The sequence below is a fragment of the Pseudomonas sp. Hz4 genome, assembly GCF_054898165.1.
In genome coordinates, this window is sequence record NZ_CM142719.1 from 1,885,704 (window position 1) to 1,899,477 (window position 13,774).

Here is a 13,774-nt window from a genome sequence, read left to right on the forward strand (position 1 = left end):
CCTGTGACTGGCTTGTTTATTACTCTGGAAGGCCCGGAAGGCGCCGGCAAGAGCACCAATCGCGAGTACCTGGCCGAGCGCCTGCGCGCCGCTGGGATCGAGGTCGTGCTGACCCGCGAACCCGGCGGCACGCCGTTGGCCGAGCGAATCCGCGAAGTGCTGCTGACGCCGGTTGACGAAGTCATGAACCCGGACACTGAGTTGCTGTTGGTGTTCGCTGCGCGAGCCCAGCATCTGGCCGAAGTGATTCACCCTGCACTGGCCCGCGGCGCGGTTGTCTTGTGTGATCGCTTCACCGATTCGACTTACGCCTATCAAGGGGGCGGGCGCGGCCTGTCGCTGGAGCGCATCGCGACCCTGGAAACCTTCGTCCAGGGCGATCTGCGCCCGGACCTGACGTTGATTTTCGATCTGCCGGTCGAAGTGGGCCTGGCCCGCGCCAGCGCTCGCGGTCGTCTGGATCGTTTCGAGCTCGAAGGCCGAACCTTTTTTGATGCGGTGCGCAGTGCTTTCCTCAAGCGTGCTGACGCGGATCCTGCGCGTTATGTCCTGGTCGACGCCGCGCAGCCGCTGGCGCAGGTTCAGCAGTCACTGGATGCCTTGCTGCCGCGTCTGCTGGAGTTGACTCGTGGCTGAAGCCTATCCGTGGCAGGACAGTCTCTGGCAGCAGTTGGCCGGTCGCAAGCAACATGCTCACGCCTATCTGCTGCATGGCCCGGCGGGGATCGGCAAGCGAGCGCTGGCCGAGCGCTTGATGGCCAGTTTGCTGTGCCAGCGTCCATCCGCCCAGGATGCTTGCGGCGAATGCAAATCCTGTCTGTTGCTGAAGGCCGGCAGTCACCCCGACAACTACATTCTGGAGCCGGAAGAAGCCGATAAGGCGATCAAGGTCGATCAGGTTCGTGATCTGGTCAGTTTCGTGGTCCAGACCGCGCAGATGGGCGGCCGCAAAGTGATACTGATCGAGCCGGCCGAGTCGATGAACATCAACGCCGCCAACGCCCTGCTCAAAAGCCTTGAAGAACCTTCCGGCGATACTGTTTTGCTGTTGGTCAGCCACCAGACCAGTCGTCTGTTGCCCACGATCAAGAGCCGCTGCGTGCAGCAGGCCTGTCCACTGCCGAGCGAAGCCATGAGTCTTGCGTGGCTGGCGAAGGCGTTGCCGGACTGCTCGGAAGATGAGCGCATCGAGTTGCTGACCCTGGCTGCCGGTTCGCCACTGGCCGCCGTCAACTTGCAGGCCCAGGGCGTGCGCGAGCAGCGCGCGCTGGTGGTCGATGGCGTGAAGAAGTTGCTCAAGCAGCAACAGTCGCCAACACAATTGGCCGAAGGCTGGAATGCGATTCCGCTGTTGCTGCTGTTCGACTGGTTCTGCGATTGGTCGAGCCTGATCCTGCGCTATCAGCTGACTCAGGATGAAGAAGGGTTGGGACTGACGGACATGCGCAAGGTGATTCAGTACCTGGCGCAGAAAGCCGGCCAGGACAAAGTCCTGAATATCCAGGACTGGATCCTCGCCCAGCGCCAGAAAGTGATGAGCAAAGCCAACCTCAATCGCGTGCTGTTGCTGGAGGCACTGTTGGTGCAATGGGCGGGTTTGCCTACCCAGAGGTGACCGTCTGGGCCTAGACTCTCAGCATCAGCAGTGGAGGTCAGCATGAATGAAGCCGTCAATCCGGGGCCGCGCAACGGCATTTTGTCCCTGACGATCAAGGACAAGTCTGTGCTTTACGCGGCCTACATGCCGTTCATCCAAAACGGTGGCCTGTTTATCCCGACCAACAAGAGCTACAAGTTGGGCGATGAGGTATTCATGCTGCTGAACCTGATGGATGAACCGGAAAAGATACCGGTCGCCGGCAAGGTCACCTGGATCACTCCCAAGGGTGCACAGGGCAACCGGGCCGCAGGAGTCGGCGTGCAATTCAACGACGGTGACAACACTGCGCGCAGTCGAATCGAAACCCATCTGGCCGGAGCCCTGAAGTCCGACCGTCCCACTCATACGATGTAAGTTGCAGCCCTTTTATGCTCGTAGATTCCCATTGCCACCTTGATCGACTCGACCTCGCCGCCCACGACGGCTCGCTGGATGCTGCACTGGATGCGGCCCGTCAGCGCGGGGTAGGGCATTTTCTGTGTATCGGCGTCAGCGTCAAGAACGCCGCGGACGTCAAAGCCCTGGCTGAGCGTTATGACGACGTCGACTGTTCGGTCGGCGTACATCCGCTGGATGTGCAGCCGAATGCTGCGCCGGCGCTGGATTGGCTGTTGCACGAGCTCAACCACCCGCGTGTGGTGGCGATTGGTGAAACCGGTCTGGATTATCACTACGAGCCAGAAGCGGCAGAGTTGCAGCAGGCGTCATTTCGACTGCACCTGCAAGCGGCGCAGCAGACCGGCAAGCCGGTGATCATCCACACCCGTGGCGCCCGCGCCGATACGTTGAATCTGCTGCGCGAAGCCGCGCTGCCCCAAGCGGGCGTTCTGCACTGCTTCACCGAAGACTGGGACATGGCCAAAGCGGCGCTGGACATGGGGTATTACATTTCCTTGTCCGGAATTGTCACTTTCCGCAATGCCGACGCTCTGCGTGACGTGGCCAGTAAAGTGCCGGCTGACCGACTGCTGGTGGAAACCGACTCGCCCTACCTGGCGCCGATTCCTCATCGCGGCAAACCGAACCTGCCGCAGTACGTGCGCGACGTAGCGGAATTTTTGGCAATGTTGCGAGGTGAGCCCTACGAGCGTTTTGCCGAGCAAACCACCGAAAACTTCAAGCGGCTTTTTCCGCTGGCGCATGTGAAAGGTTAAATCGCAGGCAAAAAAAACCCGGGTTCTGGGGGGTGAATCCGGGTTAAGACCATTAGGAGTAAAACAAAGGCACGCGGTCCGTTGGTACCTATATCGGCGTGACACTTGGGGGAGATGCCCCGCCGACATTTGAAGTATTGATCAGTATTGCGCCGAGTCCAGTTTACCGACGCCGGTTTTTAAACAAATTTGGAATACGTGCGCTTCGGTTGAGTTCTCATCAATCTGCAAAGCTGCCGGAATTCATCAAGAAACACATATATGGTCGGATGATCCGTGCATTTTTGCGCAAGTTAGGCATAATACGCGGCTTCGAATTTTGACCCCTACAGACCTTTTCTTATGCATAAAGAACCTCGTAAGGTCCGTGAGTTTCGTCGCCGCGAGCAAGAAATTCTCGATACCGCGCTCAAGCTGTTCCTCGATCAAGGTGAAGACAGTGTCACCGTCGAGATGATTGCTGATGCCGTCGGTATCGGCAAAGGCACGATCTACAAGCACTTCAAATCCAAGGCTGAAATCTATCTGCGCCTGATGCTTGATTACGAGCGCGATTTGAACGAGCTGTTGCATTCGGCCGATGTCGACAAGGACAAGGAAGCCCTGTCCCGCGCCTACTTCGAATTCCGCATGCGCGACCCGCAACGCTATCGGTTGTTCGATCGCCTGGAAGAAAAGGTGGTCAAGGGCAATCAGGTTCCGGAGATGGTCGAGGAGCTGCACAAGATTCGCGCCTCGAACTTCGAACGCCTGACTCTGCTGATCAAGGGTCGGATCAGCGAAGGCAAGCTCGAAGACGTGCCGCCATACTTCCATTACTGCGCGTCCTGGGCGCTGGTGCACGGCGCTGTGGCGCTGTATCACTCGCCGTTCTGGAGCAATGTGCTGGAAGATCAGGAAGGCTTCTTCCAGTTTCTGATGGATATCGGCGTGCGCATGGGCAACAAGCGCAAGCGCGATACCGACACCCCGAGCAGCTGAGTCCATACAGTTCGCCTTATCGCGCCATGATATTCACACCATGGCGCAGTACCGCAGGAATATACTCAGGCTTAGGTATTGCTAAAACTTGATTTGTGAGTCAAGTTTTAGCGGTCCGAATATTCTTTCGCCGGAGTGATCCATGATCGTTGACCGTCAAGGCAGGCGTTTTCGCAATTTGCGAATCAGTCTGACTTCAGCCTGTAATTACGCTTGTACCTACTGCGTGCCCAACGGCAAGCGTTTGGTGGCTGCGCAGGATGAATTGTCGGCCGAGGCCATGGCGCGTGGCGTGGCGTATCTGATCGAGGCCGCAGGCATCGAGCGTTTGCGCATCACCGGTGGCGAACCGCTGGTCAGCCCCAAACTCGAAGCCTTCATGACCGCCGTCGGGCAGATGGGCCTGGCGGACATCAGCCTGACTACCAACGGTCAGTTGCTGGCGAAAAAACTGCCACTGCTGGTCGACGCCGGCATTCGTCGCATTAACGTTTCCCTCGATACCCTGGATGCCAGCGCGTTTCGCAGCATTGCCCGTGGCGGCGATCTGGCGACTGTGCTCGACGGTATGGATCAGGCCAGCGCAGCCGGCCTGAAGATCAAGGTCAATATGGTGCCACTGCGTGGGCAAAACCTCGATCAAGTGATGCCACTACTCGATTACTGTCTGGAGCGCGGCTATGAGCTTCGCTTCATCGAGCTGATGCGCATGGGTCACCTGGCCAGCGACTCGAATGCTTTCCTGCAACAGTTCGTGAGCCTTCAGCAGTTGCTGAGCCTGATCGGTGAGCGCCACGATTATCTTCAGGCCGATGCGCCAGTCGACGCCACAGCCGTGCGCTACGAGATCCCGGGGCAAGGCCACTTCGGTGTGATCGCCAACGAAAGCGTGCCGTTCTGCCGCACTTGCTCGCGGCTGCGTCTGTCGTCCACGGGATGGCTGCATGGCTGCCTGTCGTCGAGCAACCGCCACTATGTCGGCGATCTGCTGGACAAACCCCGTCATCAAGCGTTGCCCGCCTTGCAACGACTCTTGGTGAAAGCCTTGGGTGATAAACAGGAAGTGGCATTTTCTGGTGGCGCGACCGTGATGAAAATCATCGGCGGTTGATCCTCCCTCATCGCGAGGCGCTGATGTTCCCGAGCTGGCGCGGAAGCTGCATCCCATGGCCATTCGCCGGTTTTCCGTCACCGGCCTCTGGAGGGTAGGATGCGTAGCCTGGTTTTGCTGCTGGCCGTTTTGGCGCTTGGTGGCTGCATGAATGTCAGCGATCTGGCTGAAGGGACTCGCTACCACATGAGCGATGCGGGGCTGCTCGACCATAGCGACAGTCGTCGTGTGAATAACCTGCGCATTCAACCGGACTCTTTCGTGTATATCGCCCAAGGCGCCTTTGTGCCGCCAGGCAGTGCTGTCTACCCACGACCTAACGTGATAGCCGAAGTCGCCTTCAATGGTTTTGTCGAATACTTCCCTATGGTTCGCCGCGCCCGTGCCCCGCAAGGCCTTGATCAAGCCATGGGCGAAGCCCGTGCCGCCGGTGCCCATTACCTGCTCTATACCCGGTTCGCCAGGTCCGACGACCGTATCGGCAACTCGGACGAGTGGCTGGATCAGGAGGCCCTGGATCGCCTCGGTATCGACGGCGGCGTGATTCAGATCATGTTGATCGAGACCAGCACCCAGTATTTGATTGATACTGCACGCATCAAGAGTCGTGGCGGTTTACTGACGTTCCACGACAAAAAGCCAGAGGACCTGATGGGCCCGCCGCTGGAACAATATGCGCGCAGCCTGCTGGGGCTCCGCGACCAGTAATTGAAAAGGAGAACGCCATGAGTGGCCCGCAAAAAGCCAACGATCTGTTGGGGCAAATCCCCAAAACCAAAGGCTTGCCGCCAGTCCACCTGTGGAACCCCGACTTTTGCGGCGACATCGACATGCGTATCGCCCGTGACGGCACCTGGTATTACCTGGGCACGCCGATCGGGCGCAAGCCGATGGTCAAGCTGTTCTCCACCATCATTCGCCGCGATGGTGACGATTACTTCCTCATCACCCCGGTCGAGAAAGTTGGCATCAAGGTCGACGATGCGCCTTTCGTGGCGATTGCCGTGGATGTTGAAGGCGAAGGTGAAACCCAGCTCCTGCGCTTCACCACCAATGTTGATGAGACCGCCGAGGCTGGTGCCGAACACCCCGTGCGCGTAGTGATCGACCCGGTAACGCAGGAGCCTGCGCCCTACGTGCATGTGCGTACCAACCTTGAAGCCCTGATCCACCGCAACGTGTTCTACCAACTGGTGGAACTGGCCGTCACCCGCGAGATCGACGGGCAACGCTGGCTAGGCGTATGGAGCGGTGGCGAGTTCTTCCCCATCGGGCTTGAGCCGTAACTCGCTGAGTTGCTGTGTTCTGGAAAACGGCCCGCTATTAAGCGGGCCGCTGTCATTGGGCTTACAAACCCTTGCTCTTGAGCCGAGCGGCATGGTCAAGGTAGAGCTTCACCGGGTTGACATTCCAGCTGTCGACCCCTGCAATCTGATTGACTGCGTCAAAATGGTCCATCGGGTAATCCGAGCGAATCACTTTCCCCAGGTGCGAACTGTATTGACCGACCAGCCCGTCGTTGGCGTTTTTCTCTTTGTAAAATAGCTTCGACAGCACGATACAGTTCAAGTGGGACGGATCGAGGGGTTGCAGGCTTTGAAAGTTTTGTACGATCCCGCTCCAAGAGTAGTAATACACACCGTTTTCAATTTCGTTGCCTTCCCCACCCCAATGTTCCGGTATCCCTTGCGGGTACTTGAGATTGAAAGCGGCTAATCCTGCGCTGGTCAGGGATTCGAAAGCCGCTTGAGCGTCCTGAGGGTTTTGCGGATGACCGCTGATCAACGAAATGAAGGTGCCAACTGCTTTGAACAGGGCTAAAACGAGCGCTTCGGGCAACTCTCCAGGCGTCAGCGCCTTATGCAATTGGTCGGCAATCTCGGAGCCATGATTGGGGCAGCTGACGGAAGTGACTGATGCGACCTTTTCCGGGTGTAGCGCCGCTACATAGCGTGCGGCCAGTGGACCTTGGCTGTGCCCGATCAGATTGACCTTGGCGGCTCCCGTTTCCTGCAAAATACGGGTGATGTGTTCGAGCAGTTTTTTACCGCGCTCCTCGTTACCGTTAACGGCTGGAATGTTGACGGCAAACACCTTGGCGCCTGCATGTTCCAAGGCTTCTTTGATCTCGAAGAAGTAGGGATAGCCGGCAATTTTATCGAAGCCAAAAAGGCCGTGGACTAAAATAATCGGGTATTGCGTAGACGCATCCATGTTCATGCTTATACCTGTCGATAGCTGACTTTAGTGGTACAGATGCTATTGACTGCTTGATCTGTCGTGGCTAACCGTAGGTCACAATAGGGGTTCGTTCAAATTGATCGCCTGGACGCCGTCAAACAGAAAAATTCAAATTGACACCCAATCGTATGATGATTAGCGTGGACACCCATCGCGAACGGCTTAGTGCCGTCCTTGCCTCGAGGTGTCCATGTCCAGCAGTTTTCATGCGTCGACGGTCGATTGGCTGGGTTGCTGGATCGCCACGGGGCAGGTCAAACCGGGTGAGACGCTCAAGGTTGAAGCCGACTTGGGCGAGCAGCTCGGTGTCAGCCGCACCGTTATTCGTGAAGCCATAAAAACCCTGGTCGCCAAAGGCATGCTCGAAGTCGGGCCAAAGGTCGGCACGCGGGTGTTGCCGGTGCGACGCTGGAACCTCTTCGATCCGCAAGTCGTAGGCTGGCTGTCGCGCAGCGGCTTGCCGGAAAACTTCGTCGACGACTTGCTCGACCTGCGCCGCACCATCGAACCGATGGCCGTGCGCTGGGCGTGCGAGCGCGCTACCGTCGAGCAGGTTCAAGCCATCCTTCAGGCTTACAACGCATTGGAGAGGGCAGTGGACAGCGGCGTCGATTACAACCGTGCCGACCAGTTCTTCCATGAGTGCATCCTCGCCGCCAGCCACAATCAATTCATCGAACAAATGGTCCCGGCCCTCGGCGCGCTGCTCGCGGTGTCTTTCGAGGTGTCCGCCGCCGACCCGGACGAACTGCGCCGCACGCTACCGGTTCACAAAGACATGGCCGAAGCCATCGCCGCTCGGGATGCCGCGCGGGGTGTCTGGGCCTGCATGACCCTGATCGATAACGCCGACCTGGCCATCAAGCGCTTCTACCCGCAAGTCATGGCCGACAAGAAGGCCAGCTGACAACCATAAAAAAAACAGGAGGTTTCATGACGTGGACTGCGGTTACCGAACACCGGGCGAGACTGGGCGAAGGCCCGTTCTGGGACGCGCCGACCCAGGCGCTGTACTGGGTTGATATCGCCGGTCAGCAGGCGCTGCGGCTGATTGGTGCCAACGTGCAGATCTGGCAGATGCCCGAGCACGTGTCTGCCTTCATCCCCTGCGAAAGCGGCGATGCATTGGTGACGTTGAACAGCGGCGTGTATCGACTCGATCTGGATTCCCCCGGCCTGGAGCCACGACTGACCTTGCTTTGCGTGGCCGATCCGCAACCCGGCAATCGCGCTAATGAAGCCCGTTGCGATGCTCAGGGCCGGCTCTGGCTCGGCACCATGCAGAACAACATCGGCGAGCAGGGTGAAGACGTGCCCATCGTGCGGCGTTCCGGTGGCCTGTTTCGCATCGATCGCGATGCACGGGTCACGCCGTTGCTTCGAGGGCTGGGCATCCCTAACACGTTGCTGTGGAGCGAAGATGCAACCACCGTGTATTTCGCCGACAGCCTCGACAGCACGCTCTACCAGCATTTCATCCGCACCGACGGCAACCTCGACCCGGCCCAGGTCTGGTTCGGGCCCCATGAGCGTGGCGGCCCTGATGGCTCGGCGATGGATGCCGAGGGTTGTATCTGGAACGCGCGTTGGGACGGCAGTTGCCTGCTCAGACTGACCCCGGACGGGCAGATTGATCGCGTGGTCGAACTGCCGGTCAGCCGCCCCACCAGTTGCGTATTCGGTGGCGAAGAGCTGAAAACCCTCTACATCACCAGCGCCGCGAGCCCGCTCAACCATCCGTTGGACGGCGCCTTGCTATCGATTCGAGTTGATGTGCCCGGAAAAACGTGTACTCGTTTTGCTGGATGAATCCCAAAATATGGGATGTAAAATTATATATTGAGATTATCTGGCGGTCGGGTTTATAGTCGGCCCCATCAGTGACACGCACTCACACTTAAAAAAACAAAATAGGTGAAGTGATGCAGCGATTTTCTAGAAAGCCTTTTGACCGGACATCGACAGATGCCCGGTTTTTGTCGTGCCTTCGAAAAGGAGTCTTGATCCATGGCTGAACCTCTTTCCTTGCCATCGGTGCCCGAGCCGCCGCAGGGTGAGCGACTGAAAAACAAGGTCGTACTGCTGACCGGTGCCGCTCAGGGTATCGGCGAGGCGATTGTTGCGACGTTCGCGTCTCAGCAGGCCAAGCTGATCATCAGCGATATCCAGGGTGAGAAAGTCGAAAAGGTCGCGGCCCACTGGCGGGACAAAGGCTTTGATGTTCAGGCGATCAAGGCCGACGTATCGCGTCAGCAGGACCTGCACGCCATGGCCACACTGGCGATCGAGCTTCACGGGCGGATCGACGTGCTGGTCAATTGCGCTGGGGTCAATGTATTCCGCGATCCGCTAGAAATGACCGAAGAAGACTGGCATCGCTGCTTCGCCATCGACCTGGACGGCGCGTGGTACGGCTGCAAGGCTGTATTGCCGCAGATGATCGAACAGGGCATCGGCAGCATCATCAACATCGCCTCGACCCATTCCACTCACATCATTCCCGGCTGCTTCCCGTACCCGGTGGCCAAACACGGCTTGCTCGGCCTGACCCGAGCCCTGGGCATCGAATATGCGCCGAAGGGCATTCGCGTCAACGCCATCGCGCCGGGCTACATCGAGACCCAACTGAACGTTGATTACTGGAACGGTTTTGCCGACCCGCATGCCGAGCGTCAGCGCGCCTTCGATCTGCATCCGCCACGGCGCATCGGGCAGCCGGTCGAAGTGGCCATGACGGCCGTTTTCCTGGCCAGCGATGAAGCGCCGTTCATCAATGCCTCGTGCATCACCATCGATGGTGGTCGCTCGGTCATGTATCACGACTGAAAAACCCGGGTTTGAGACGCGGAACTACGCCTGAAATCCAATCATCATACGATATGACTATTTGCTGCACCGGCTTTCAAAATAACGCTCAAAAAAATAACAAGGAGTCAGCTTATGAATCGTCGTCGTGGGATCCGTTCCCTGTGCTGTGCCGCTTTGGCGGTCACCGCGGTCAGCCTGAGCAGTTCGTTGCTGGCGGCCGAGGAAGTGAAGATCGGTTTTCTGGTCAAACAGGCGGAAGAACCCTGGTTCCAGACCGAGTGGGCGTTCGCCGAAAAGGCCGGGAAAGAGAAGGGCTTCACCGTCATCAAGATCGCCGTGCCGGACGGTGAGAAAACCCTCTCGGCAATCGACAGCCTCGCCGCCAACGGTGCCAAGGGTTTTGTGATCTGCCCGCCAGACGTATCCCTCGGACCCGCGATCATGGCCAAAGCCAAGCTCAACGGTTTAAAAGTCATCGCCGTCGATGACCGCTTCGTCGACGCCAGTGGCAAGTTCATGGAAGACGTTCCGTACCTCGGCATGGCAGCGTACGAAGTCGGCCAGAAGCAGGGTGCGGCAATGGCCACCGAAGCGAAAAAACGCGGTTGGGACTGGAAAGACACCTATGCGGTGATCAATACCTTCAATGAACTCGACACCGGCAAAAAGCGCACCGACGGTTCGGTCAAAGCCCTGGAAGACGCCGGGATGCCGAAAGACCACATTCTGTTCTCGGCCCTGAAAACCCTCGACGTACCCGGCAGCATGGACGCCACCAATTCGGCATTGGTGAAACTGCCAAGCGGCGCGAAAAACCTGATCATCGGCGGCATGAACGACAACACCGTGCTGGGCGGCGTGCGCGCCACCGAAAGCGCCGGTTTTGCCGCGGCCAATGTGATCGGCATCGGCATCAACGGCACCGACGCCATCGGCGAATTGAAGAAGGCCAACAGCGGCTTCTTCGGCTCGATGCTGCCGAGCCCGCACATCGAGGGCTACAACACCGCGAGCATGATGTTCGAGTGGGTCACCACCGGTAAGGAGCCACCGAAATACACCGCGATGGACGACGTAACGCTGATCACGCGCGAGAACTTCAAGCAGGAACTGGAAAAGATCGGCCTCTGGAACTGAGGCTCGGTTGATTTCATTGGCAGCCCTGGTGACGGGGCTTGCCTGATCTGTGTGATGAGGTGGTTATGGCGCAAACAAAAATACAACAACACAGCGGCTGTTCTTTTAGTGGCAGTGGCAGCTTGCGCTTCAACGGGATCGGCAAGACCTTTCCCGGGGTGAAGGCGCTGGATGGCATCAGTTTCGTCGCCCACCCGGGGCAAGTTCACGCCTTGATGGGCGAGAACGGCGCCGGCAAATCCACGCTGCTGAAAATCCTCGGCGGTGCTTACATCCCGAGCAGCGGCGACCTGCAGATCGGCGAGCAGACGATGACCTTCAAATCCACCGCCGACAGCATCGGCAGTGGCGTCGCAGTGATCCATCAAGAGTTGCACCTCGTCCCGGAAATGACCGTGGCAGAGAACCTGTTCCTCGGTCATCTGCCGGCCAGTTTCGGCCTGATCAATCGCGGCGTATTGCGGCAACAGGCATTGGCCTGCCTCAAAGGCCTGGCCGATGAAATCGATCCGCAGGAGAAAGTAGGGCGCCTGTCCCTCGGTCAGCGGCAACTGGTGGAAATCGCCAAGGCTTTGTCCCGTGGTGCGCATGTGATTGCGTTTGACGAACCGACCAGCAGCCTGTCGGCACGGGAAATCGATCGGTTGATGGCAATCATCGGTCGCCTGCGCGATGAAGGCAAAGTGGTGCTTTACGTCTCCCATCGCATGGAAGAAGTGTTCCGCATCTGCAACGCGGTGACGGTGTTCAAGGACGGTCGCTTTGTGCGCACGTTCGAGGACATGAGCGAACTGACTCACGATCAGTTGGTGACCTGCATGGTCGGTCGCGACATTCAGGACATCTACGATTACCGCCACCGTCAACGTGGCGCGGTGGCGCTCAAGGTCGACGGTTTGCTGGGGCCGGGTTTGCGTGAGCCGGTGAGTTTCGAGGTGCACAAAGGCGAGATTCTCGGGTTGTTCGGCTTGGTCGGCGCCGGTCGTACCGAGCTGTTCCGAATGCTCAGCGGCCTTGAGCGCAACACCGCCGGACGCCTGGAATTGCGCGGTCATGAACTGAAGTTGCGTTCACCCCGCGATGCGATTGCCGCCGGGATTCTACTGTGCCCCGAGGACCGCAAGAAGGAGGGCATCCTGCCGCTCGCCAGCGTCGCCGAGAACATCAACATCAGCGCTCGCGGCGCTCATTCCACCTTCGGCTGCCTGTTGCGCGGTCTGTGGGAGAAGGGCAACGCCGACAAGCAGATCAAAGCGCTGAAAGTGAAAACGCCCAACGCGGCACAGAAAATCATGTACCTGTCTGGCGGCAATCAGCAGAAGGCGATTCTCGGTCGCTGGCTGTCGATGCCAATGAAAGTCCTGTTGCTCGACGAACCGACTCGCGGTATCGACATCGGCGCCAAAGCCGAGATTTACCAGATCATCCACAATCTGGCTGCCAGCGGCATCGCGGTGATTGTGGTGTCCAGCGACCTGATGGAAGTGATGGGTATTTCCGACCGCATCCTGGTGCTCTGCGAAGGCGCAATGCGCGGCGAACTTTCCCGCGCAGAGGCCAATGAATCCAACTTGTTGCAACTGGCTTTGCCGCGCCAACGCGCTGACGGCGTGGCGAACTGAGAGGTGACTATGACAATTCAAAACAACGCTTTGCCCACCCAGCGCAAACCTCTGGACCTGCGGCGCTTTCTCGATGACTGGGTGATGCTGCTGGCGGCCGTCGGGATCTTCGTACTCTGCACCTTGCTGATCGACAACTTCCTCTCGCCGCTGAACATGCGCGGCCTGGGCCTGGCGATTTCCACGACGGGGATTGCCGCTTGCACCATGTTGTATTGCCTGGCGTCCGGGCACTTCGATTTGTCGGTGGGTTCGGTGATTGCCTGTGCCGGCGTGGTCGCCGCGGTGGTGATGCGCGACACTGACAGCGTGTTTCTCGGTGTTGTTGCGGCGCTGTGCATGGGGCTGATTGTCGGGTTGATCAACGGCATCGTGATCGCCAAGCTGCGGGTCAATGCGTTGATTACCACGCTGGCGACCATGCAGATCGTTCGCGGCCTGGCTTACATCTTCGCCAACGGCAAAGCGGTGGGCGTGTCGCAAGAGCAGTTTTTCGTCTTCGGTAACGGCCAGTTGTTGGGTGTGCCGGTGCCGATTCTGATTACCATCGTTTGCTTCCTGTTTTTTGGCTGGTTGCTGAACTACACCACGTACGGGCGCAACACCATGGCCATTGGCGGTAACCAGGAAGCGGCGCTGTTGGCCGGGGTGAACGTTGACCGGACCAAGATCATCATCTTCGCCGTGCACGGAGTGATCGGGGCGTTGGCCGGGGTGATTCTGGCGTCACGCATGACGTCCGGTCAGCCGATGATTGGTCAGGGTTTTGAGCTGACGGTGATTTCTGCCTGCGTGTTGGGCGGGGTGTCGTTGAGTGGCGGGATCGGCATGATTCGGCATGTGATTGCCGGGGTGCTGATTCTGGCGATTATTGAGAACGCGATGAACCTGAAGAACATCGATACGTTTTACCAGTATGTGATTCGCGGTTCGATCCTATTGCTGGCTGTCGTCATTGACCGGTTAAAACAACGCTAAACCCCCGCTAACCTGATCGTTCCCACGCTCTGCGTGGGAATGCCTCATCGGACGCTCCGCGTTCGGCTTTTGGGGACGCAGA

Annotated in this window: 15 protein-coding genes; 14 read left to right on the plus strand and 1 reads right to left on the minus strand. The window is 58.5% G+C overall.

Annotated elements, in window-relative coordinates; all coding sequences use genetic code 11:
• Nucleotides 1-3: 3 nt before the first annotated feature.
• From tmk to ACYZTR_RS08520, 8 genes are all read left to right on the plus strand, one after another.
• Nucleotides 4-636: a dTMP kinase gene (gene tmk / locus ACYZTR_RS08485; RefSeq protein ID WP_461977986.1), complete on the plus strand. Its 633-nt coding sequence runs from the start codon at nt 4-6 to the stop codon at nt 634-636.
• Nucleotides 629-1,615 carry a DNA polymerase III subunit delta' gene (locus ACYZTR_RS08490; protein ID WP_461977988.1) on the plus strand — a complete coding sequence of 329 codons (987 nt, stop codon included), beginning with the start codon at nt 629-631 and terminating at the stop codon, nt 1,613-1,615. Before tmk ends, ACYZTR_RS08490 begins: the two co-directional genes overlap by 8 nt.
• A gap of 42 nt (nt 1,616-1,657) precedes the next feature.
• Entirely contained in the window at nt 1,658-2,014 is a 357-nt protein-coding gene (locus ACYZTR_RS08495; RefSeq protein WP_461977990.1) for a PilZ domain-containing protein, read from the plus strand.
• Nucleotides 2,015-2,028: 14 nt separating this feature from the next.
• Complete coding sequence (locus ACYZTR_RS08500; protein WP_461977992.1) at nt 2,029-2,814, plus strand: TatD family hydrolase; 786 nt, start codon at nt 2,029-2,031, stop codon at nt 2,812-2,814.
• Nucleotides 2,815-3,156: 342 nt separating this feature from the next.
• Nucleotides 3,157-3,795, plus strand: coding sequence for a TetR/AcrR family transcriptional regulator (locus ACYZTR_RS08505; protein ID WP_008152317.1), 639 nt, complete (start codon nt 3,157-3,159; stop codon nt 3,793-3,795).
• Nucleotides 3,796-3,937: 142 nt separating this feature from the next.
• Nucleotides 3,938-4,906, plus strand: coding sequence for a GTP 3',8-cyclase MoaA (locus tag ACYZTR_RS08510; protein WP_461977994.1), 969 nt, complete (start codon nt 3,938-3,940; stop codon nt 4,904-4,906).
• 99 nt (nt 4,907-5,005) lie between these two features.
• Entirely contained in the window at nt 5,006-5,614 is a 609-nt protein-coding gene (locus ACYZTR_RS08515; protein ID WP_461977996.1) for a DUF4823 domain-containing protein, read from the plus strand.
• A gap of 17 nt (nt 5,615-5,631) precedes the next feature.
• Entirely contained in the window at nt 5,632-6,192 is a 561-nt protein-coding gene (locus tag ACYZTR_RS08520) for a DUF1285 domain-containing protein (protein WP_461977998.1), read from the plus strand.
• Between the two features lie 61 nt (nt 6,193-6,253).
• Here the strand turns inward: ACYZTR_RS08520 and ACYZTR_RS08525 are convergent, their stop codons facing one another.
• On the minus strand, nt 6,254-7,126 hold the full coding sequence (locus tag ACYZTR_RS08525; protein WP_461978000.1) for an esterase/lipase family protein: 873 nt from the start codon (nt 7,124-7,126) through the stop codon (nt 6,254-6,256).
• A 211-nt stretch (nt 7,127-7,337) separates the two neighbouring features.
• On the opposite strand from ACYZTR_RS08525, the gene ACYZTR_RS08530 reads away from it, so the two are divergent.
• From ACYZTR_RS08530 to araH, 6 genes are all read left to right on the plus strand, one after another.
• On the plus strand, nt 7,338-8,054 hold the full coding sequence (locus ACYZTR_RS08530; protein WP_461978002.1) for a FadR/GntR family transcriptional regulator: 717 nt from the start codon (nt 7,338-7,340) through the stop codon (nt 8,052-8,054).
• A 26-nt stretch (nt 8,055-8,080) separates the two neighbouring features.
• Nucleotides 8,081-8,956: an SMP-30/gluconolactonase/LRE family protein gene (locus ACYZTR_RS08535; RefSeq protein ID WP_461978004.1), complete on the plus strand. Its 876-nt coding sequence runs from the start codon at nt 8,081-8,083 to the stop codon at nt 8,954-8,956.
• Between the two features lie 198 nt (nt 8,957-9,154).
• Nucleotides 9,155-9,973 (plus strand): SDR family oxidoreductase, encoded by an 819-nt coding sequence (locus tag ACYZTR_RS08540; RefSeq protein WP_461978006.1) that lies wholly within the window; start codon nt 9,155-9,157, stop codon nt 9,971-9,973.
• Nucleotides 9,974-10,087: 114 nt separating this feature from the next.
• The gene (locus tag ACYZTR_RS08545) at nt 10,088-11,092 is read left to right on the plus strand and encodes a substrate-binding domain-containing protein (RefSeq protein WP_461978008.1); all 1,005 of its coding nucleotides are present in this window, start codon (nt 10,088-10,090) and stop codon (nt 11,090-11,092) included.
• Nucleotides 11,093-11,157: 65 nt separating this feature from the next.
• On the plus strand, nt 11,158-12,714 hold the full coding sequence (araG, locus tag ACYZTR_RS08550; protein ID WP_461978010.1) for an L-arabinose ABC transporter ATP-binding protein AraG: 1,557 nt from the start codon (nt 11,158-11,160) through the stop codon (nt 12,712-12,714).
• Between the two features lie 9 nt (nt 12,715-12,723).
• Nucleotides 12,724-13,692, plus strand: a complete 969-nt coding sequence (gene araH, locus ACYZTR_RS08555; protein WP_461978012.1) for an L-arabinose ABC transporter permease AraH — start codon at nt 12,724-12,726, stop codon at nt 13,690-13,692.
• The last annotated feature ends 82 nt before the right edge of the window (nt 13,693-13,774 follow it).

Coding starts and splice junctions, on each gene's coding strand:
- ACYZTR_RS08545 (WP_461978008.1), top strand. CDS start 10,088: ATGAATCGTCGTCGTGGGATCCGTTCCCTGTGCTGTGCCGCTTTGGCG.
- araH (WP_461978012.1), top strand. CDS start 12,724: ATGACAATTCAAAACAACGCTTTGCCCACCCAGCGCAAACCTCTGGAC.
- ACYZTR_RS08540 (WP_461978006.1), top strand. CDS start 9,155: ATGGCTGAACCTCTTTCCTTGCCATCGGTGCCCGAGCCGCCGCAGGGT.
- ACYZTR_RS08530 (WP_461978002.1), top strand. CDS start 7,338: ATGTCCAGCAGTTTTCATGCGTCGACGGTCGATTGGCTGGGTTGCTGG.
- ACYZTR_RS08495 (WP_461977990.1), top strand. CDS start 1,658: ATGAATGAAGCCGTCAATCCGGGGCCGCGCAACGGCATTTTGTCCCTG.
- ACYZTR_RS08505 (WP_008152317.1), top strand. CDS start 3,157: ATGCATAAAGAACCTCGTAAGGTCCGTGAGTTTCGTCGCCGCGAGCAA.
- ACYZTR_RS08500 (WP_461977992.1), top strand. CDS start 2,029: ATGCTCGTAGATTCCCATTGCCACCTTGATCGACTCGACCTCGCCGCC.
- ACYZTR_RS08510 (WP_461977994.1), top strand. CDS start 3,938: ATGATCGTTGACCGTCAAGGCAGGCGTTTTCGCAATTTGCGAATCAGT.
- ACYZTR_RS08520 (WP_461977998.1), top strand. CDS start 5,632: ATGAGTGGCCCGCAAAAAGCCAACGATCTGTTGGGGCAAATCCCCAAA.
- ACYZTR_RS08525 (WP_461978000.1), bottom strand. CDS start 7,126: ATGAACATGGATGCGTCTACGCAATACCCGATTATTTTAGTCCACGGC.
- ACYZTR_RS08515 (WP_461977996.1), top strand. CDS start 5,006: ATGCGTAGCCTGGTTTTGCTGCTGGCCGTTTTGGCGCTTGGTGGCTGC.
- ACYZTR_RS08535 (WP_461978004.1), top strand. CDS start 8,081: ATGACGTGGACTGCGGTTACCGAACACCGGGCGAGACTGGGCGAAGGC.
- araG (WP_461978010.1), top strand. CDS start 11,158: ATGGCGCAAACAAAAATACAACAACACAGCGGCTGTTCTTTTAGTGGC.